Below are 20,688 nucleotides of genomic sequence, written 5' to 3'. Positions count from 1 at the left end.
CCGTGAGGCCCTGCGAGGAGAACGCCGATCCCGCGAGGTAGATGCCGAAGACCACGAGGTTCGAGAGCGTGCAGAGCGCGAGGCACCAGAGCGCCTTGGCCCACCAGGCGCGCCCGAGCGGGAAGCCCAGGCCCAGAAGCCCCCGCATCCGCGTGCGCGCGTCCGCCCGCGCGACGCACGCCACCACGAGCGAGAGAGTCACGGGCAGGAAGAGCGCGTACCAGTAGTTCCACGCGCTGAAGATCTGCACGCCCCGGTAGGGCATCGCGCCGAGCAGCGGCATCGGCAGCGCCATGAGCACGGCCAGGCGAACCGGTGCCGCGTGGCGCGACTTCAGGGCCTCGGCGCGCAGGCCCGCGAGCAGGCCGCCTTTCTCGCCCGTCATGCCGCCACCTCCCCGCGTGCTCGTCGCCCTTCCCGGCAGAAGCTCATGAAGAGTTCCTCGAGGTCCTGCCCGGGCCGAAGCGCATCCTCGTAGGCGAGGCGCCCTCCGCAGATGATGCCGATGGTGTCCGCCATCTGCTGCACCTCGGAGAGGATGTGGCTCGAGACGATCACCGTCGTGCCCGCCGCCGCGAAGCCGCGGATCTGGTCGCGCAGCTCCTCGATGCCGATGGGGTCGAGGCCGTTGGTGGGCTCGTCGAGCACGAGCAGGCGTGGCCGGGCGATCAGCGCCAGCGCGAGCCCCAGGCGCTGCCGCATGCCCATCGAGAAGCGCCCGGCGCGCTTCTTCCCGGTGTCTGCGAGGTCCACGGCGGCGAGCACCTCATCTATGCGGCTCTCGGGAAGGCCCAGCAGCGTGGTGCGCACGCGCAGGTTCTCGCGCGCGGTGAGGTTGGGGTAGAGCGGCGCCTCCTCGATGAGGCTGCCGATTGCGTAGAGGTCCTCGCGGCGCCAGGCGTGCCCGGCAAAGAGGATCTCCCCGGCCGTCGGCCGCAGCATCCCGCAGATCATCTTGAGCGTTGTCGACTTGCCGGCGCCGTTGGGGCCGAGCAGCCCGTACACCTCGCCCTCGCGGATATGAAGGCTCACGTCGGCCACGGCGTCCTGCGCCTGGTCGCCGCGGCCGAAGCGCTTGGTGAGCCCGCGCGTCTCGAGCATGTAACCCATGGGTTCGTCCTTTCTCTTCCGGGCGCGCGGACCGAGTCGCCGTGCCCGCGCGCCTTACCTTTCGGGTTCACCATCCATGGTGGGGCGCGTTTCTAACGAAGCCGTAACGGCCGTTGGGCTCTTTTGGCGCCAGCCCTTCTCGACCCGTACGCCACTCATGGTATGTTTATCGCGATAACAAGGACGGAGGTGCCCGTGGCACGCAATAAGTACCCGGAGGAGACGGTCGAGAAGATCAGGGGTGACGGCCCAGCGAGTGTTATTTTGCGAGCTATGCGCATTGAAAGCGACCTTTCGTGGTATAAACTACTTGCCGGAAGCCGCGGCTTTCAGAGTACGGCTTACGTGTACGTTTAACCTCCGTGGGCGACGGGGTGCCGCAAGGCGTAGAATATCGCCCACCTGTAGGGGCCTGCAGCGATGCGGGCCCCGCTTCGTATGAAGGGGGCGCAACCGATGAAGATCGTATCCATCTCCCAGGACTTCTTCGACCTCGTCGATGGCGACCGTGAGCTCATGCTTAAGCACAATCGCCCCTGCATCGTGGTGGTGAGGCTGCGTTTCCGCGGAAAGCGCAGGGACTTCGCCGTGCCGCTGCGTTCCAACATCGCCCCTAACGTGCCCAAAGACCAGTACTTTGCGTTGCCACCCCGCCCCACGACGCGCCCCGGCTGCCGCCACGGCATCCACTACATCAAGATGTTCCCCATAACCAAGGCCTACCAGCGCCGCTTCAGGACCGAGGGCTCGGCCTACTACGAGACGCTCCAGCGCATCATCGATGGCAACACCAAACGCATTGTCTCCGAGTGCCAGGCGTACCTTGACCTCTATGAGCGCGAGGGAAGGCCCCGCTTTGCCGTCGACATCGATCGCATCGTGGGCCTGCTGGAAGGCGAGAAGTAGGGCACCTCGGCTCAGTCTCGAGCCATGCGGAGTCGCTCCGCATTTTTGAACGCCGCGTGTGCGTCCCAAATACTTGAGAAACAAGCTGTGAAGTGCGGTGGCGCGCCCGTGCCCGTGCATAGCCGTCACCATCAGCGTCTACGCGGCGTCGGCTTCAAGTGGAACTGGCGCCGCTGCTGTATATGGTTTGCCTTGCTGCAAATGGCGATCAATGCCCACGATGCTTCTGCTTGCGCTTCAGCTTTCGCTGCTCGAAGCGCACCTCCGTCTCGTCCGCGCGACGCTGGCTTCTTGCTTGAGCCGACTCCCGCTTCATTGCTTCCCGCTGTGCCGCGAGCGCCTGTTGTGCTTTGGTGCTCACTGCCGGCCGCTTAAGGGCTTTCGCCGTCTCACGGGCGCGCCGCTTGGGGTTCTTCGCAGGCTTGCTTGTTTCAGCGACCTTGTCGCCGAAGAACGAGAGCTTCTCCCATTCGCTTGTAACGAATTGCAGGATTTTCTCATTGGATGGTTCTGCGCCGAAGACGATGCGGGCGACGCCGTACCTTCCGTCCTCGACGTGCTCCGCCAGCCCGACCCAAAATTGGCCGTCGTGATATACGGTCAGGGTGGACGACACGCTGATCTGCATGGTTGGCTCCTCCTTTATGTAGATAACCATGCAGAGAAGGGACAACCAAGGAGGCAGGTTACTGATGCGGACTCCCGCACGCCCACGACTACCCGACGGGGACTGTGTTTTCATCTCTGATGCCCGCATTGTAGCACGCGCGGACGCGCCCTTCATCGCTGCCGACATGACGTGGCTGAGATTCGTTCCTCGACACATCCTTTTGTATATTGCCTTCCCGGTTTCGAAACTTTAAATCAATTCGAGTTTCGAAACCGGGAAGGAGAGCGTATGTGAGAGGCGATATGAGCATCAACTTGATGCTTGAGGGGGAGCTCGCGTCGCTTCTGCCCATCGGGGACGTGTTCCCGAAGGTCCTCATCTCCCGCATAGGGCACGAGCCCTGTACCCGGGAAGGCGTACTCGTGCTGGACCTCGCGCGGTGCTGCTCGGTGAGCAGGGGTTCTGAACACTGCGTAGGGATATAGCGCGACAGGGGGGTGCAGCACCGTTTGCGCCTTGTCTAGAGGGCACGAACGAGAGATGTGGTCTGCGGACGACTGAATAGCTTCATCTGTTTTGGTTACAACGAAATGTGTGCCGCGCGCCTGCGGCATGAAGGAGGGAGATTTCTATGAATATCGTTGTATTGAGTGGTAGCCCGCGCAGGGGCGCCAATACTGACACCATGGTCGAGGCGTTTGCCGAGACCGCGCGTGAGGGCGGCAATACGGTCGAGGTCGTCCGTGTTGCCAGCAAGAAAATCGGTGGTTGCCTGGGGTGTCAGTATTGCTTCGCCCACGAGGGCACTTGCGTGCAGAAGGATGACATGGCCGACGTGATCGAGTCGCTGAAAGGCGCCGATATGGTTGTCTTCGCTTCGCCTATCTACTGGTTTGATATCACTGCGCAGGAGAAGGCCGCCATCGACCGCCTGTACGCCTTTGGTGCTACAAGCTTCCCGTTCACCAAGACGGCCCTTTTGCTCGATAGCCACAGCGAGGGCGTCTATGATGCGGCGATTGCTATGTACAGGGCCACATGCGCGTACTGCAAGTGGGAGGACCAGGGCATTGTCACCATCAGCGGTATGACCGAGCGCGACAGCATGGCATCGTCGCCCAAGTTGGAAGAGGTGCGAGAGCTCGCTCGCAAACTCGCCTAAGGACAAGAAGAACGCATGGCAATCAGCGTTGGCGGAAAGCCTACTTCCCTTACCAAGAAGATTACTGATTGCCATGCGTTGATGTCCTTATGGACAATCTCCGCGTGCTAGGAGACTTTCTCGCTCAGGAACTCCCTGAATGCGGGGATGTCAAAGCCAACGAGACCATGCCCACGTTCCCCGATAACGCCGTCCTCGAGGAGGCGGCGTTTGTATTGGCTTGCGTAGTTGCTGGCGACGCCCATGCGTTTGGCTATCTCCGAGGTCCTGCTGGGGCCAGAATCGGGCAGCATCGCGAGCAAAAACTCAATGTCTTTATCGGAAAGCTCCCGATAGGTCGTTTCGAGAGAAGCCCGATGCCATGCTTCTCGAGTTGCCTGAAGATGCCATTCATGCACGTGCGCCAGTTGCCCTGGGCTTCTTGAACATATGTCCAATTGATGCCCACTGGACCAATTTGAACGCCGTTCATGCGCGCGTGAGACTGTGAAAGGTAGCTATCTGCCGCTTCTTTGGTTCGCTCGATAATATCTTCGAGCATGCCTGGCATGGCGGGAGACATTTGCTGCAATCCAACCGTGTTCAAGCGCCGTTTTTGAAAGGAGCGAGAGAAGCGCCGTCTTACCCGTTCCTCTTGCGCCCGTAAAAATGGTCGACAGGTTGGGGTCTCCCGGACCGTTGATAAAGCCACGGTTGATATCACGGAGGATGTGTTCGCGACCCGCTAGAAAGGGAGGGACGCTTCGGAACGTCGGGGTAAAGGGGCTCTTGCTGCACTGCATGGTAGCTCCTTTGCAAGTTTTGCTAATTTTTGCAACTTTTGCTAACTTTTGCGAGTTTTGCTAACGGCTTAGGACGGTGCGGGAACCCCCCGTATCGTCGACATTTCCGAGGATGACCTCCGCAACGAGCGGGGTCCGGGGCGCGATATTGCTGCGCTCCGGGCCCCGCTGCTTTGTAAAACTATGGCGGTTCTGCCGTCGTCCTAATCAAACAAACTCGGCATGTCGTTTTCCTTCATGAGGGCACCGGCAGAAGGCAGGCTCTGTGCGGTGAACTTCTCGGCCGAGACGCCGGCGCCAAGAATCTCCTCGGTTGTGCCGACGGTGGTGACCGAGCGGCCCTTCTTGGCCGTAAAGGCTTGGACGCCCTGCGTGTTGGTTGTCGTCTTGGTCTTGAGTAGCGACGTGTTGAAGTTCATCAAGCGATAGTCGCTCGAGACCAGCGCGATGTCGCGATCTTCCTTGAGCACCTGTGCATACAGCAGTTTGCTGCCGCCGTAGATGGCGTTCTTGAGGCGCTTGCGGTTGGTCTTGGTGACGTATCCAGAAAGCGCGACGCGCACCACGCGGCCGTTCTCAAAGACGAACAGCACGTCGGCCTTGTAGTCCTCGGGGTCGATGACCCAGATGACGCTCTCGTCGGGTTCCATCTCGAGGTCGGTGGGCAGATACGAGCCCAGCTGGGCCGACTTGGTGTCCTCAAACGCCGCAACCTTGCACTTGTATACCTGGCTCTTGTTGGTAAAGACCAGCAGCTCGTGGGTGTTGGAGGACGGAAACTCGATAAAGGGTTTGTCGCCGTCTTTGTACTTGAGCGTAGTGGCCTTCTTGAGCACGCGGTCCGTCATCTTCTTAAGGTAGCCATCGCGCGAAAGCATGATGGTAACCGGGTACTCCTCGACCTCGGGCTCCAAGCTTACCTCGATAACCTCGTGGGGCTCGATCCTGCCCGTGCGGCGCGGCATCACGTACTTCTTGTTGACCGCGGCCAGCTCGTCGCTGATGACCTTCTTGATGTTCTCCTCGCTGGAGAGGATCTCCTCAAGCTCGGCAATCTCGCCCTCAAGCTTTGCAATGTCCTTGGTGCGGTTGAGGATGTACTCCTCGTTGATGTTGCGGAGCTTGAGCTCGGCAACAAACTCGGCCTGGGTCTCGTCGATGTCGAAGCCGCGCATAAGGTTGGGCACGACCTCGGCCTCGAGCTTGGTGCCACGGATGATGGCGATCGCCTTGTCGATGTCGAGCAGGATCGCCTCGAGGCCGTGCAGCAGGTGCAGGCGCTCGGACTTTTTTCCCAGGTCAAAGTTAATGCGGCGACGCGTGGACTCAATACGCCACTTGACCCACTCGTGCAGGATCTGACGCACGCCCATAACACGGGGATAGCCGTCGACCAACACGTTGAAGTTGCACGAGAACGAATCCTGCAGCGTGGTCAAGCGATAGAGCTTGGCCATGAGCTTGTCGGGGTCGACGCCGCGCTTAAGGTCGATGGCGATGCGCAAGCCCGAGAGGTCGGTTTCGTCGCGGATGTCGGCGATCTCCTTGACCTTGCCCTCCTTGGAGAGCTTGACGATGCGCTCGATGATGACATCGGTCTTAGTGGTGTAGGGAATCTCGTAGACCTCGATGATGCGCTCTTCGGGAATCCAGCGCCAGCGGGAGCGGATCTGGAAGCTGCCAAGACCGGTCTCGATGATCTTCTCCATCTCCTCGCGGCGGTAGATGATCTCGCCGCCGGTCGAGAAGTCGGGCATGGGCATATACTCGAGCAGGTCGCAGTCGGGATCCTGCAGGTAATGCATGGTGGCGGTGCAGACCTCGTTGAGGTTGAAACCGCAGATGTCGGACGCCATGGCGACGCCGATGCCTTTGTTGGCCGAAACCAGAATATTGGGGAACGTGGTGGGCAGCAGGTGCGGCTCCTTCATGGCGCCGTCGTAGCTGTCAACGAAGTCGACCGGGTCCTTGTCGATGTCCTTAAAGATCTCGGCGCTGATGGGGGAGAGCTTGGCCTCGGTATAACGCGAGGCGGCGTAGCTCAGGTCGCCCGAATAGTACTTGCCAAAGTTGCCCTTCGACTCCACGAAGGGGGCGAGCAGTGCCTCGTTGCCGGTGGCCAGACGCACCATCGTCTCGTAGATCGCGGCGTCGCCGTGCGGATTGAGCTTCATGGTCTGGCCCACGATGTTGGCGCTCTTCTGGCGCTCGCCCTTGAGCAGACCCATCTTGTACATGGTGTAGAGCAGCTTGCGGTGCGAGGGCTTAAAGCCGTCGATCTCGGGGAATGCACGCGAGACGTTGACGCTCATGGCGTAGGGCATGTAGTTGACCTCGAGCGTCTGCGTGATCGGCTGGTCGGTGACCTCGGAGTGCAGGCCGATGACGTTCTCGGCGTTGACCTGCTTTTTCTTTGGCTGGTTCTTCGTCTTCTTCTTTGCCACGATTTCCTCTTGAACTTCTTATGGGCCGTCGTTATCGATTTGCTGCTATTGCAGGTCCAGCTGGTCCAGATATTCCTTGCCGTGCTCGGAGATATGGCGCTTGCGGCCCGCTTCGTCGTTGCCCAGCAACAGGTTAAACATGGTCTCCATCTTGGTGACGTCCTCGGGCTCCACCTTGATCAGGCGACGCGTCTCGGGGTTCATGGTGGTGAGCCACATCATGTCCGGGTCGTTCTCGCCAAGACCCTTGGAGCGGTTGATGGAGCACTTTTGGTCGCCAATCTCCTTGAGGATGCCGTTCTTCTCGAGCTCGGTGTAGGCAAAGTAGGTCTTCTCTTTGCAGTTGATCTCGTAGAGCGGCGACTCGGCGATATACACGTAACCCTCGTCGATAAGTGTGGGCACCAGGCGGTAAAGCATGGTGAGCACGAGCGTGCGGATGTGGTAACCGTCGACGTCGGCGTCCGTACAGATGATGACCTTGTTCCAGTTGAGGTTGTCCAGGTCAAAGGCACCAAGGTTCTTGATGCGCTTGTCTTTGATCTCCACGCCGCAGCCCAGCACGCGCATGAGGTCCATGATGATGTCGGACTTAAAGATGCGCGGGTAGTCCTCTTTCAGGCAGTTGAGGATCTTACCGCGGACGGGCATAACGCCTTGGAACTCGGCATCGCGCGAGGTGCGAATGGCGCCTGCTGCCGAGTCGCCCTCTACGATGTAGATCTCGCGACGGTTCTTGTCCTTGGAGCGGCAGTCGATGAACTTCTGCACGCGGTTGGCCATGTCGGTCTTCTGCTGCAGGTTGGTCTTGATGCTTTGACGCGTCTTCTCGGCGTTCTCGCGCGAACGCTTGTTGATGAGCACCTGCTCCATGATCTTGTTGGCGGCGTCTTTGTTCTCGATCAGGTAGGTCGAGAGGCGTTCCTTAAAGAAGGCCGTCATGGCCTGCTGGATAAAGCGGTTGTTGATGGCCTTCTTAGTCTGGTTTTCATAGGACGTTTGGGTGGAGAAACAGTTGGTCACCAGCACCAGGCAGTCCTGGACGTCCTGCCATTTGATGCCGCTCTCGTTTTTGTTGTACTTGCCCTGTTGCTTAATGTAAGCATCGATGGCACTGGTCAGAGCGCTGCGGGCGGCCTTCTCGGGCGAGCCGCCATTCTCGAGCCACGATGAGTTGTGGTAGTACTCCTGCATCATGAAGGTGCGCGAGAAGCACATGCACGCGGTAATCTTGACGTTGTAGTCGGGCAGGTCCTCGCGATCTCGACCGCGACGGTCGGCCTCGATAAAGAAGGGCTCGGTGAGGTAGTCGGTACCGACCTTCTCGAGCACGTAGTCCTCGATGCCCTTGGGGTAGCAGAAGTCCTCTTCGGAAAACTCGCCATCGTCACCTTCGATGCGCAGGCGGAAGGTCACGTTGGCGTTGACCACGGCCTGGCGGCGCATGGTTTCGCGATACCAATCGTGGGGGATGCTGATGGAGGTAAAGACCTCAAGATCGGGGCGCCATTTGATGGTGGTGCCGGTACGGTCCTCGTCGCTGGGCTCAATCTCGAGCGCCTTCTTTTTGGCGCCGACGACCTTGCCCTTCTTAAAGTGCAGGGAGTACTTGTTGCCGTCGCGCCAAACCGTGACGTCCATGTACTCGGATGCGTACTGGGTCGCGCACGAGCCCAGGCCGTTGGTACCGAGCGAGAAGTCGTAGTCGCCGCCCTGGTTGTTGTTGTACTTGCCGCCGGCGTAAAGCTCGCAAAAGACGAGCTCCCAGTTAAAGCGCTTCTCGGAGGGGTTCCAGTCGAGCGGGCAGCCGCGGCCGTTGTCCTCTACCTGAATGGAACCATCGCGAAAGGCGGTAAGGGTGATGAGCTTGCCGTAGCCCTGGCGCGCCTCGTCAACGGCGTTGGACAGGATCTCGAAGGCGGCATGCGCGCAGCCGTCGAGTCCGTCCGAGCCAAAGATGACGGCGGGGCGCAGGCGTACGCGCTCCTCGTCCTTGAGCTGGCGGATACTGTCGTTACCATAGTTTGCGGTGTTTTTTGCCATACTCGCTCTCTCGGTGCTCCTTTGCTGCGTTTAAGTCATATAGATAGTCAAGGTAGCATAGCCCAGCCCACAGACGATTCCACCCAACACGAAATCCATCGAACAATCGTTCGATTAGATAATGAATGCTTGGAATGCGGGAGGGACCTGTCCTGTCCTATCCAAACATCTGCGGCAGGTCGATGAAGACGGTTCGATCGCTTTCGCCAGCTTCGAAGCCCGAACGGGAGAAGAATCCATAGCGATGGCACTTGAGTCCCGTTGCCTCGACTTGGGCGATTTCCTCGTCGACCATTTTTTGCGTGATGGGGGATTTGCGGAACTTTGCTTCGTAGAATGCGTAGCCCTCGGGGTCTTGCGTTACCACATCGAATTCGCCGCTCGTTTTGTTTGCGGGGTCGTCGTACCAGTACTTGCCTATGGCGTCGAAAGCCGGTTCGATCTTGCCGGTCCTGTTCTGCCGCACGAGGTATTGACGGCAGATCTCCTCGAACATATGAGGAACGTAGTTTTCCTCGAAGTCTTGGAAGACGTGACGATCATAGAAGACTTCCGGGTCGAGCAGCTGACGCGCTGAGGCATTGCGGAAAACATAGCGATAGTAAAAGAGCGAAAGCGGATCCACTACAAAGTAGCCAGACTTGCGCTTGTTCGTAGGGTCGTTGATGGGTGCACGCTTTTGGACGATTTCGAGTGACATGAGCTTGTCGAGCACGTCTGCCATGGCCGGACCGCTCGAGACGTGCGACTGTGCCAGCACGTCCCCCCAACGGGAGTAGCCTTGTGCGAGAGCCCCGAAAACTTCGTTGGCGTTGGTCATCTTCGAGATCTCGGCGTTGAGATAGGACGGCACCTCGCTTTCTAAGCGGGCGCCAGGTTCCGTGACGAGCTCGATGATGTTGTCGCGTACGCTTTGGGATTGATCGATGAGGCGATTGTAAAAGGGGATACCGCCAAAAACGCTATAGAGCCGCACCTTGTCCTCGGGCGAGAACGCGGGATAGAACTTCGCAGCGTCAAAGTAATCCATGGGCTTAAGCTCAAGCGCGAGATCAATTCGCCCGTAGAGGGGGCTTTCATGCTCGATGAGGGATTTCATAATCTCAACGTAGGAGCCGCACAGGACAATGTTTAAACGTGAGTCTTCCCTGTGGGCGTCGATTGAGGTCTGAAGAATGCTGTCTAAGCCTTTAACCGCATCTCTCAAGTAGGGGTATTCGTCGAGAACGAGGGTAATGTTCTTGTCTTTAGCTTGGGCAAACAGAAATTCGATGAGCTCGCGGATGCCTGTGAAGGCGAGCGGAGGAAAGCTCAGCGCTTCAGCAACAAGGACGGACAGACTCTCGAGGTTGTCTGCCTCGGAGGTTTGGCGGCACTCGTAATAGACCGTTGCGACGTCCGACAAATCGGTTAGCGCCTGCTTGATGAGCTCACTTTTTCCGACGCGACGCCTGCCGTAAATGAGAACATTGCGCTGCTCGGGTGCTTTGAGCGTTTTCTTAATACGGGCGAGCTCACGCTCCCTGCCAATAAATTCCACTTACTCGGTTCCTTCCGACTCGGTTTTGTCCGAGTTAATTGTATCGCATGGATCAGTTTATGCTCGAGTTTACTCGGACAAAACCGAGTCGGTTCTGCCCGAGTAAATTTGAAGGCGGCCGAATGCGTCTTGCTGCGTTTGCGGTTGGATACGTTGTCGAAAACGTGTCGTGCGGATTGTTGGATCGAATCGAACATTGGGACAGACGTCTCGTTTTATGGGCCGGGGGCGTGCATGTGCGAGTTCTTTTGGCCCATAAGGAACGCTGGTGGGTCGTTATTTGGGCCACGGGTCACTTCGCTGGCGCCGTGTTTCGTCATACGCTCATAGTGGAAGCCGATGCCACGGGGTCGACTTGGGACTCGGGCAATGGATGAGCTGCAAGCCGAAAGGAGCGGTGAGAATGATGAGGCCCATGACAAAGAAACTGCTGTTAGGAATTCCCACCGTGACGCTTTCGGCCGTGCTGGCGTGTACAGTGGCCGGCTGTGGCGGTAGTGCTCCGAGCGGCTCGCCTGGCGGTTCGGGCGGCAGCGCGCCTGTGCAGGAAAAGCCCAGGGCCTATGATTCGCAGACGGTCGAGGTGGCAGGCATTACCTATGAGTCGGTGGCTCACGGTACGTTCTATCGCGGCGATGCCAAGCTGCAGGACGGCTTTTACCTGCACATCAAGATCACCAACAACAACACAAAGAACAGGACGTTCAGTTCCTTTAACGTGCATGCTGCCCAGGGCGATCTTGAGGCAGGCGACCCGTTGTTTACTTCCGGCAAGGCGGCCGTGCTCGACTACGTTGCAAGCGAGGCTCCCGATGAGCTGCACGAGGGCATCGACCTTTCCGAGAGGCCAGGTATCGGCCCGGGCGAGACCGTTGAGTACGTGTATTTCTGGGCGCCCAAGACGGCGTACTACGGGCCCATCACTGTCGAGTTCGTAGACGCTTATGCCCCCGCCAAGAATCATGAGGCCATGCACTTTGACACCACGGGATGCGAGACCAAGGAGTTCAAGGCGGCCGGCGGCGTGGCCGATTCTGGCGAGAAGACAGATTTAACGGGCATCGACTGCGCATCGTACAGCATCGAGGCCGCCGATGGGTACACGCTGGATTCGTCCGACGAAGAGCGCGAAAAGGCAAACTTCTTCCACGACGAGACTGGAGGACGCCTGAACATCAGCATCTTCCCGCGCTCGCCGGAGGAAGAGGTTGCAAGCCTAGAGCAGGTCTACGAAGGCAAGGAGACAACAACCGACCAGGTCGAGTACAACGGCATAACGTGGCTGCGCTTTACCGGTCCCGACAACGGCCATACGCTGTTTGCGACGGCTCCCGCGACGGGCGAGACCGTCCGCGTGTCGATTGGCTGGAAGATCGATTGGGACGCCGCCGCGCCCATGATGGAGGCATTGAAGCTCAAGTAGCGGGTTGCGATTCCCATGTCAGGCGACTCAGGGCTGGCTCCGAGTTATCGGGGCCAGCCCCTTTTGGTGTTCGATGAGCCGAGTCGGCGTCTCTCACAAAAGTAACTAGGAGCTAGCGAGACCTATCCGAATTGACCTCATTGGCGGTGTCTTTTTCGAGCGCCGTGCGGCGGGCGCTGTAGGCGATGAGGCCGGCGCCTGCCGCGACGAGTGCAGCAGCGGCTGCCGTAAGGGGAACGTTGACATCGCTCGTGCCCGCAAGCGCGCCCGCTTTTCCGGAGCGTTTGTTATTGCTGTGGTCCTTGCCACTGCCGGAGCTGCTTCCGCCGGAGCCGCCGCCCTCGTCGGTACCGCCGCCACTCGAGCCGCCATCGTCGTCTGCTGTCATCGGGGCGTCGTGAAGTTCTGTCGTATCCGCGCTGTCGCATACGCCGACCTGAACTTCTGAGCGTTCGCATGCCGCGTCGGGCACATGAAGCTCGTGCAGTACGGCACCCAGCGCCGAGTTTGCGCCCGGTCGAATTTCCTCGAGCGTTACGGGATCGAGCGCCACCAGATTACGCGCCTTCGCATACAGCGTTACGCGTTTGCCCACTTCGTCGCTCCAACTCTCGGGGATAGCGAAGCTCATGCGGAACTGTGCCGTGCAACCCGGTGCCAGCACGGCGTTGCCACTGTCGGCTACCAGCGGGTGCGTTGCAAAAGGTGTGCCCAGCGTTTCGAGCGCGTACTTCACGTGTGCCATGTCGTTGACCGAAGCGTCCTCGGCAAGCTCTGGATCGTAGATCGATGCCATGCGTGTGTTCGCTCCGAACCCGATGGATGCGCTGGAGAACGGCTGGCTGGAGCCCTCTCGGTACAGATCGATTGTGCCGGCGGTCAGCAAGGTGTTGCCGTCGTTTCGCACCGTGACCATGAAGGATTCGCCTGCTGCTCCGGGCACCACCGCGCCCGAGGTAGCGACTGCGCCCGTCGGAGTGGCACACGCCACCAAGGGCACTTCGATGCCGTGTAGTTCTGCCTCGCTCTTCTCCGCGCTCACAATGTGCGTGGCGAGCGCGGAGAGCATGCTCCCCGACGTCAAAAATGTCGTTATCTGATCGACGGGATGGTCCAGCTCGCACATCACGAACGGCTCCGTAAACAGATCGCCTGCCAAGGTGCTGGCGAAGATGCGGAAGTGCTTGCCCATCACTGCTACCGGGTTGCCTTCTTCGTCGTAGGTTTGCCCCACCTTGCCATCGGTGTTCTCTACATAGAGCACGCACCTGCCGTTGTTGCTTACGCTAAACGATGCCGGGCCACAGCCTGCGGCACCCACGGGCTGCGTTGCAAATGCCGATGCGCCTCGCGTCCAAGTAATATGCTGCAGTTGCTCGTTGACGGTAGCCAAAAAGCCCGTGTGCTGCGGCCACGGCACCGCGTGGGGTACTGTGGCATCTGGCGACATAACGCCCCAGCTCGCAATGGACTGGCCGATCACGGCGTACGATGCACAGCCACAACCGCCTGCGGTCTCGTATGCAATGGGCACCACCATTTTGCCGTTGATATTCTCGGGCGCGCCGAGCTCGATGCTCGACGGTGCCTGCGGAAAGCGGAGGACCTGACGGAACGTGAGACTGTCGCCCGAAACGTCCGACCACAGGGTAAAGCACTCCAGCGCAACCTCGGCCTCGCTGCCGAGCGTCTTTTCTGCGGTGGTTCCGCGGCGGTGGAGGTAGGCGCCCGACAGGCGCCCGTCGACAAGTGTCTTGCCCACCGTGATGCGTGGGCACTGCAGGCAATGGTAGCCATCCTCCTGAAGGCGGCCGCGCGAGATGCTGCGCCACGACGTGTGCGATATCACGCGAACTCCGTCGTTGCTTATGCGCAGGCGCACAACGGACAGTATGCCGGATGTGCTCGCCGTATCGAAAAGGGTGTTGTCGCCGGCGGGGCGCTCGCCCGAGACCAGCAGCACGTAGGCGTCCTGGTTTCCTCTTCCGTCCGTATATTCCACTACGTCGAAGTCGTAATCGTATATGCTGTCGCGCTCCACGTCGCCCTCGCCAAACCCAAGGGGAAAGTCCACAGGCGTGGGAGCGGACCACGTCCCGTTTGCCTTTGTGTGTACCACCAGGCGCGAGCGACCATTGTCGCCGTAGCGCACCGAGGCGATACGGAACAGGCATTCTACGCCGGCAATCATTGCCAGCTTCATGTGGGCTTCGCTGAGCACGCCAGCAAACAGCACGTTGTCGCTCGAGGGCTTGATGCCGCCACGCTCGTCCTCCGACACGCCGGCAGAATCGGCGTTCGGGTCGGCAACGGTGTTCGTTGCCTGACCGATGTAGGTGTACTCATACATCGGCGCGGCGTTTTCGTCGTTCTCTATCAGTGCATGGACGAAATGCTCGATCTGTCCCGTGTCGTCGCTTTCTGCATCCGCCTCGAGCTCAATGCGCGTGACCGCCCGATCCCAATCGCGCACGACAGGCGCGGCGTTTACGGCAGCGGCCTTAACCTCGGCGCGTGCGAGCAGTTCGGCGTTGGTGACGATGGTGGCCGATGCGATAAATTGCGGCACGCCGCCCGCCTCAATGTTGCCGGCCGAGCCGAAGCAGGCATCCAGCGTATAAGGCGTATCTCCACCCAATGCGAGCTCAGAGCGCTGGAGCACATACTGGTCGCCATTGTTCACCGACATATTCCACGAATCGATGAGCGTGGGCCACGACCCCGACCAAGCCTTGGTGGTCCACTTGAACATTACGAATTGGAGTATCACATCGACATCGACGTCTGCACCTACGCGCAGTCGCGGAAGCTGGTGTCCATCTGCCTTCTCGTACCCAATGAACAGCGTGAGGGATGCGGCGCCGCGCACGGCAGACGAAGCGACGCCTGCAACGCCGGCGCCAAAGGTGACGGCAAGCCCGATCTGGATGGTGAACGAGCCCGACGTGTTTGAATAGTCGAGCGAAATGTTATTAAAAAACGCCGCGCCGCTGCCGTGCGTGTGGGCACCCACGGCGAGCGCCAGTTTTGCCAGCACCCAGGGGTTGACGTTTAGGAAAAATGGCACCGGTCCTAGGGTAAACTGCTCGGTCCAATTGAGGTCGGTTCTTACCTGGAAGAGGGCCTTAATATTGCCGTATGCGGGGTCGTTGTTGTTACCCCAGGTTTTGCCCACCCAATCGTAGGCGAGCGAGCCGTACAGCTGTGTGGCGATATCCATCGTGAACAGCGGCGTGCAATGGTGGCGAAGGAGCTTTGTGTTTCTTGGATCGGTGCCCGATCCGGCACTCATACTCTTGTACTGATTCCACTTCCCCTCCATCTCGTCGAGGTAGCGGTTTGCCTGCTTGGCGCCCGACTCGCGCGGCGATTTCTTCCAGTATTCCGGATCAGGGTTGCCCGAATCGTTCATATAGCTGGCTGGTTTGTATCCTCCGCCAAACAGCACGTATCCAGCAAACGAGAAATCGAAGAGGATTGGAAATGTGGGCATCCAACACGTGAACTTATTACCACCGATGCCGGGAAACGATGCGGGGAAATCAAACGGAGTGATCTCTTGGTCCATGGTGGTGGGAATGATGGTGGTCGAGCCTGATTCCGCCTTTGCGGCCGGCGCGGTGACAACGGCCATGTGGGAGGAGAGCGTGTAGGTTTTGCCCTGATAGTCGAGGACAAAGCGCAGCTTGCACCCTTCTTCCAGAAGGCCCGATGCCGCATCGAGGAACGTGTCTTCAAGCGTGAACGTTGCCAGATTATCCGCGCCCGATGCGTTGGCCTTGATCTGGCCGATCTGTGTGACGGTTTCGGGTGAGCTGCCCGCGGCAGGCGTCACTTTGTTGATGCGCAGCGTTGCCTGTCCACCCTGTGGCAGATGTGCCTGCACGGTAAAGGCGTGCGTATCGGGCTGCTCGTTTGCCGTGTCGTCCTTCGGCAATGCCATGAACGTGGCTTTAGCGTACTGGATGTCCCATTCGTCGAATGTGAGCTGGCGAAAGTACGGCTCGCCGTCGGAAAGCGGACGCGTGGGTGCGGTTATGGCGGTGCCGCCCTGGATACGCGCAAGGGGAATCTCGACATCACGGTAGCCCGCCATGCTAATGGAGATGCCGCCGTTAAAGTCGTACGCGTCGAGAAGCGTTGCCTCGTCCACGTAGCCTTCCGAAAGAGGCGCGACCTCAAAGATGACCGTGCCCTCATCGTCGGTCGTGGCGGAGAGCTGCTTGCCTGCGGCATAACGCGACGCGAGCGTGACCTGGGCTCCCTTGACGGGCATATTCTTGTTGGCGACGTCGACCACGACCACACCAAACATGGTGCGCGAGAGAACGAGCACCTTGAAGGGGTCTTCTTCGTCGGCATAGGCCGCGGTGGGCGCGAACGGCAATATGAAGGCGTTTGCGCTTCCCGGCACGCGAGGCAACATAATGCTCGCTAGCGAGGACGCTCCAGCAACAAGTAACGAACGGCGATCAAGCATCTTGGGCTCCCATCCCGCAGGTATCGGTGGAAATAATCCAATTTTGCGAGATGGCGCCCCGTGGCGGTAGTGCCGTTCAAGGGTCAAAATGTCCAATTTAGGCGAGCGAAGTGCCGGATTCCGGAACGCGTTCGATGCGCTTGGCAGCCCGGTCGCTAACGCAACATGTGCGCGACCAGCTCAGCGCGCGTGCCGATGCCAAGCTTTGCATACACGTTGGACAGTCGATTTTTAACGGTACCTGGCGACACGCCCATGTGGCGTGCGATTTCGGCGTTGGTCCATCCGCGGCAGGCGAGCATGGCCATGGTGAACTCCGTGGTCGTTAAATCGTCGGCAACGTCCTCGCCCGAATCGGGGTTGTGGATGCGCCGCCAGCCGTAGCTGAATCGATACGTAATCTCGATGATACGTGCGAAATCGTCAGGGTATTGCGATTTTAGGCATGCCTCGATGAGCCCCTGCAAAAGGCCGTGGTGCTCGCCAATGAGCTCGATAAGGCCGTCGGGGCGCGCAATGTTCCAAGCGGCTCCGAAGTGCGTTTTTGCGGCGTCGACGTCTTTGAGACTCATGCATGCCATGGAAGCTGCCAGGTGCAGGAACAGTTCCGAGATCGGATAGCTCCCCTGTTTCATGATCAGGGCGTTTTCCGCCATGCCCAGACTGCGGCCATATTCGCCGCGCAGGTACAGGGCATGCGCCATCACGTAGCTGGCGAACAGGCGCAGGCCTTCGGGCAGATGCGCCGCAAGCGGATAAAACTCTTCGGCAGAATACGGGGAAGACAAGTGCAGCAGGACGCTTGCGGCCGAGGCGAACAGGATATGCGTGGCGTGGACGGCGGGTGATTCCTCGTCAGTTGGCGTATCGAGGATGCCCGCAAGACAACGGCGGGCGTCGGCGATACGGTTGAGCGACAGGCTGGCGTATCCGCAGATAAAGCATGCGGAATAGCGCAGTGCGGAATCGGTGGCGTCAAGATAGGGGCGCGCCGTCTTGGCAGCGAGGGCGGCCTGTCCGCGAAAGTACAGCGCTTCTGCCGTGGCGATGGTGCGTGAATCGGGGTCGGAAATGCCTGCAACCGCAGCGTCAATCTGCCCCGGCACAAAGGCAGTGCACATCAACGGCATGGGAACGCATGGGTAGCCATCGCAGTCCATCTTCCATCTCCCAACAGCTGGCAACAATAGCAGCAATTGTACTCCTGTTGCTCGGGACCCCTTTCGTTTTACTGCTCGGTTGACGCTGCGGATCGTTTTGGAAGGCTTACGAGCATGGTGGTCCCGTTCTCGGAACTTGTTTCGACCTCTACTGTGCCACCGTGAAGAGCTGCAATCTCCCAAACGAGCGCTAGTCCGAGTCCTGCGCCACCGTATGCCCTGCTGCGGGATTTGTCTAGACGAAAGAACGGTTGGAAGATGCTCTCACGGTACTGCTTGGGTATTCCCGGGCCCTGGTCCTCGACTCGCAGGAACACGTGGCTGTCGTTGTCGCAGATGGAGACGGTAACGCTCGAGTCGGTGCGGCTATAGCGGATAGCGTTTTCGGCCAGGTTAAACACCAGCCGATAGAGGAGCGTGTCGCTCCCGATTACTAGAGCGTCTCCAGCACAATTGAGGGCTATGCCCCTTTTTTCGGCAAGTGGCGCAAGGTCGGTGAGGACCTCTTCGGACAAGGGGCCAAGCTCCACATCGTCCTCGCAAGGAACGCTGCGGAGCTCACTCATCTCGAGCAATACCTTGGCCATTCGAGACATGCGCTCGGTTTGTTCTTGTAGCAGGCCGAGTAGCTCGGCAGTTTCGGGTTGCAAACCGGAGTGCTCGGAGATGAATAGTTCAATCTGTGCTTGCATAAGGGCGAGCGGGGTGCGCAGCTCGTGTGCGGCGTTGCCGGTAAACTGACGCTGTGCAGAGAACCCTTCGCCAAGACGGGCGATCATGTCGTTGAAAGAGGCGCTGCATCGTTGTAGCTCGATGGGCACATCTTCACTGAGCCTGATTTCGCTTAGGTTGTCAGGCTGCACACGCTCGACCTGGGCCGCAAAAGCCCGTAGCGGTTTGAGCGCACGGCCGCTCACAAAGTATGCCAGCGCGCCGCCAAGGAGTGTGACTCCAGCCGTGATGTACCAGGCTGTCGTGCCAAAAGACTCCTGTGCGTCGTTTACGACGATCGTGACCTCGTCATCGAGGCTCTCCTTCGTTGGGTCAAACGCCTGAGGTGCATCTACGCCGGCTGCGCTAAGGGCCGAGATGTCGCTGCCGATAGCATCCATGTAGCGCATGCCCGTATAGCCGACCAGACAGTTCGTCAGCACGCATGCCGCACACGTCAGCAGTGCCGTCATAATCGTTATGCGCCATTGCAGCGAAAGCCTTTTCATTCGCTATCCTCCATAACGTAGCCCTCTCCAATCCGATTGCGAATCGGGTCGTATCCCAAAGCGCTGCGTAGCTTTTTGCGGAGTGACGAGATGTGAACGCGGGTTGCGTTGCTAAAGCTGTTCACGCTGCTATCCCAAACGTGCTCGATAAGCTCCTCTTGGCTTACCGGTCGCCCCTGATTAAGCATCAGGTATTCCAAGATTCCCGTTTCCTTGCGTGTAAGAGATAGAGCCTCACTGTCCACGGAAGCGATGCGCGCCTTGGTGTCAAAGCTGAGCTTTCCGCAGGCTAATACTATGTCGCTTTGTGCGAAGCGCCTGAGGGTAAGGCTGCGGATCCTTGCCGCAAGTTCGTCCAGATGAAACGGCTTGGTAAGGTAATCGTTGGCGCCGGCATCGAGTCCGGCGACTTTATCGGATACTTCGCCACGCGCGGACAGAATCAGTACCTTAGTCTCGCAATCGGTTTTCCTAAGTTCCCTGAGCACGGTCATGCCATCGATACGGGGAAGGTTGAGGTCGAGTACCACGAGGTCAAAGACTTCGACGCTCAGCAGGTCGAGCGCCTCCTGTCCGTCGTGGCAGCAGTCGACGCTGTACGCCAAGTTTCGCAAGCTGCGCGCGATTGCATCGCACAGTGCTCGCTCGTCTTCGACGATCAAAATACGCATAACAGTCTCCTTGCACATTCCAAATCGCGCTTAACACGGATTTTATAGTCGATATGGTCCAATGGTCGCGTAACGAAAGGAGTGGTTGGGTTGTTCAAAGCGGTAAAACCCGTGGTACAGGTCGCTTTGTTGATCGTCGGAATTGCCATGGTGTGCTTTGGTGTTATGCGTGGCGAGGCGGATGCCGTGCTGGCCAAAGCGATTAGGCTGTGCTTGGAGTGTATCGGAATTGGATAAAAGAGAAAACACTGCGTCGCATGTTTTGGCCCGATTTCGCGGATTCATTCAGGCGGCGGCGACGCTGGTCACCAATATTCACCTGCCAAACTTTGCCAAAGGAAGCATCTATCAGGGCGCGGGAAAAACAGTCTGCGTACCTGGACTTAATTGCTATTCGTGCCCCGCGGCATCGGGTGCGTGCCCCATCGGGTCGTTCCAGTCGGTGGTAGGTTCATCCAAGTTCAACTTTTCTTACTATGTTACCGGTACGCTCATTTTGCTCGGCGTGCTGCTGGGGCGCTTTGTATGTGGCTTTCTGTGCCCGTTTGGCTGGCTGCAGGAGCTGCTTCATAAGATTCCCGGCAAAAAGTTCTCCACGAAAAAGCTCAAGCCGCTCACGTACATCAAGTACGTCGTGCTGCTGTTTGCCGTGGTGCTGCTGCCCGTCTTGGTGGTTAACGACGTGGGCATGGGCGACCCGTTCTTTTGCAAGTACATCTGTCCACAGGGTGTGCTCGAGGGCGCCATTCCGCTGGCCATTGCCAATGCCGGCATTCGATCTGCGCTGGGGCAGCTCTTTACCTGGAAACTTGCCGTTCTCATTGTCGTGGTAGTGCTGAGCGTTTTGTTCTATCGCCCCTTCTGCAAATGGATTTGTCCACTTGGCGCATTCTATGCGCTCATGAATAAGGTGTCCCTATTGGGGATCCGGGTCGATGCATGCAAATGCGTCTCGTGCGGCAAGTGCTCAAAGGTTTGTCAGATGGACGTTGATGTGGTCCACGCGCCCAATCATGCCGAATGTATCCGGTGCGGAAAGTGCATCGGGGCCTGTCCTGTCGATGCCATCAGCTATCGCTATGGCCTGGATGTGTCGGCGGAAAAGCTTCCCTTGACCGCCGATAAAAAGTAAACAAG

General features: G+C 58.9%; 17 protein-coding genes. 6 read left to right on the top strand and 11 right to left on the bottom strand.

Translation table 11 applies throughout. The features are described from left to right. On the bottom strand, positions 1-385 hold a 385-nt coding region (locus AB5164_RS00355), incomplete at its 3' end, for an ABC-2 family transporter permease (protein ID WP_497006868.1). Next, complete coding sequence (locus AB5164_RS00350; RefSeq protein ID WP_055250122.1) at positions 382-1,110, bottom strand: lantibiotic protection ABC transporter ATP-binding protein; 729 nt, start codon at positions 1,108-1,110, stop codon at positions 382-384. The genes AB5164_RS00355 and AB5164_RS00350, both read right to left, overlap by 4 nt. A 456-nt stretch (positions 1,111-1,566) precedes the next feature. Here AB5164_RS00350 and AB5164_RS00345 point away from each other — a divergent pair, with 456 nt between their 5' ends. Further along, the gene (locus AB5164_RS00345; protein WP_196026013.1) at positions 1,567-2,016 is read left to right on the top strand and encodes a hypothetical protein; all 450 of its coding nucleotides are present in this window, start codon (positions 1,567-1,569) and stop codon (positions 2,014-2,016) included. A 208-nt stretch (positions 2,017-2,224) separates the two neighbouring features. Here AB5164_RS00345 and AB5164_RS00340 read toward each other — a convergent pair whose 3' ends face one another. Next, entirely contained in the window at positions 2,225-2,644 is a 420-nt protein-coding gene (locus tag AB5164_RS00340) for a YjdF family protein (protein WP_368142865.1), read from the bottom strand. Positions 2,645-2,928: 284 nt separating this feature from the next. Between AB5164_RS00340 and AB5164_RS00335 the strand changes: the two genes are divergently transcribed. Both AB5164_RS00335 and AB5164_RS00330 read left to right on the top strand, forming a co-directional pair. Beyond that, positions 2,929-3,111, top strand: a complete 183-nt coding sequence (locus AB5164_RS00335; protein WP_368147712.1) for a hypothetical protein — start codon at positions 2,929-2,931, stop codon at positions 3,109-3,111. A 146-nt stretch (positions 3,112-3,257) separates the two neighbouring features. Beyond that, positions 3,258-3,788 (top strand): flavodoxin family protein, encoded by a 531-nt coding sequence (locus AB5164_RS00330; protein ID WP_238023014.1) that lies wholly within the window; start codon positions 3,258-3,260, stop codon positions 3,786-3,788. A gap of 107 nt (positions 3,789-3,895) precedes the next feature. Here AB5164_RS00330 and AB5164_RS10215 read toward each other — a convergent pair whose 3' ends face one another. The 4 genes from AB5164_RS10215 to AB5164_RS00315 form a co-directional block, all read right to left on the bottom strand. Further along, complete coding sequence (locus tag AB5164_RS10215) at positions 3,896-4,186, bottom strand: DUF8462 domain-containing protein (RefSeq protein WP_238023013.1); 291 nt, start codon at positions 4,184-4,186, stop codon at positions 3,896-3,898. Positions 4,187-4,773: 587 nt separating this feature from the next. Then, a complete protein-coding gene (locus tag AB5164_RS00325; RefSeq protein ID WP_368142863.1) occupies positions 4,774-7,014 on the bottom strand; it encodes a DNA gyrase subunit A in 2,241 nt (746 codons plus the stop codon). A gap of 45 nt (positions 7,015-7,059) precedes the next feature. Continuing rightward, positions 7,060-9,057, bottom strand: a complete 1,998-nt coding sequence (locus tag AB5164_RS00320; protein ID WP_316369240.1) for a DNA gyrase/topoisomerase IV subunit B — start codon at positions 9,055-9,057, stop codon at positions 7,060-7,062. Between the two features lie 157 nt (positions 9,058-9,214). After that, positions 9,215-10,597: an ATP-binding protein gene (locus tag AB5164_RS00315; RefSeq protein ID WP_040358713.1), complete on the bottom strand. Its 1,383-nt coding sequence runs from the start codon at positions 10,595-10,597 to the stop codon at positions 9,215-9,217. 415 nt (positions 10,598-11,012) lie between these two features. On the opposite strand from AB5164_RS00315, the gene AB5164_RS00310 reads away from it, so the two are divergent. After that, a complete protein-coding gene (locus AB5164_RS00310) occupies positions 11,013-12,020 on the top strand; it encodes a hypothetical protein (RefSeq protein WP_195544209.1) in 1,008 nt (335 codons plus the stop codon). Between the two features lie 112 nt (positions 12,021-12,132). Here AB5164_RS00310 and AB5164_RS00305 read toward each other — a convergent pair whose 3' ends face one another. From AB5164_RS00305 to AB5164_RS00290, 4 genes are all read right to left on the bottom strand, one after another. Next, positions 12,133-16,500 (bottom strand): hypothetical protein, encoded by a 4,368-nt coding sequence (locus AB5164_RS00305; protein WP_368142861.1) that lies wholly within the window; start codon positions 16,498-16,500, stop codon positions 12,133-12,135. A gap of 155 nt (positions 16,501-16,655) precedes the next feature. Beyond that, on the bottom strand, positions 16,656-17,660 hold the full coding sequence (locus tag AB5164_RS00300) for a helix-turn-helix domain-containing protein (RefSeq protein ID WP_368142860.1): 1,005 nt from the start codon (positions 17,658-17,660) through the stop codon (positions 16,656-16,658). Positions 17,661-17,728: 68 nt separating this feature from the next. Next, positions 17,729-18,880, bottom strand: coding sequence for a sensor histidine kinase (locus AB5164_RS00295; RefSeq protein WP_368142859.1), 1,152 nt, complete (start codon positions 18,878-18,880; stop codon positions 17,729-17,731). Next, positions 18,877-19,569, bottom strand: coding sequence for a response regulator transcription factor (locus AB5164_RS00290; RefSeq protein WP_438265601.1), 693 nt, complete (start codon positions 19,567-19,569; stop codon positions 18,877-18,879). Before AB5164_RS00290 ends, AB5164_RS00295 begins: the two co-directional genes overlap by 4 nt. A 129-nt stretch (positions 19,570-19,698) precedes the next feature. Here AB5164_RS00290 and AB5164_RS10200 point away from each other — a divergent pair, with 129 nt between their 5' ends. Next, positions 19,699-19,788, top strand: a complete 90-nt coding sequence (locus AB5164_RS10200) for a CD1871A family CXXC motif-containing protein (protein WP_022094046.1) — start codon at positions 19,699-19,701, stop codon at positions 19,786-19,788. A gap of 205 nt (positions 19,789-19,993) precedes the next feature. Then, complete coding sequence (locus AB5164_RS00280; RefSeq protein WP_438265600.1) at positions 19,994-20,683, top strand: 4Fe-4S binding protein; 690 nt, start codon at positions 19,994-19,996, stop codon at positions 20,681-20,683. Positions 20,684-20,688: the final 5 nt, after the last annotated feature.

This window comes from Collinsella aerofaciens (assembly GCF_040915425.1).
In the GTDB taxonomy this organism is placed as follows: domain Bacteria; phylum Actinomycetota; class Coriobacteriia; order Coriobacteriales; family Coriobacteriaceae; genus Collinsella; species Collinsella aerofaciens_BW.
This window is presented reverse-complemented; position numbering and strand designations above follow the sequence as displayed.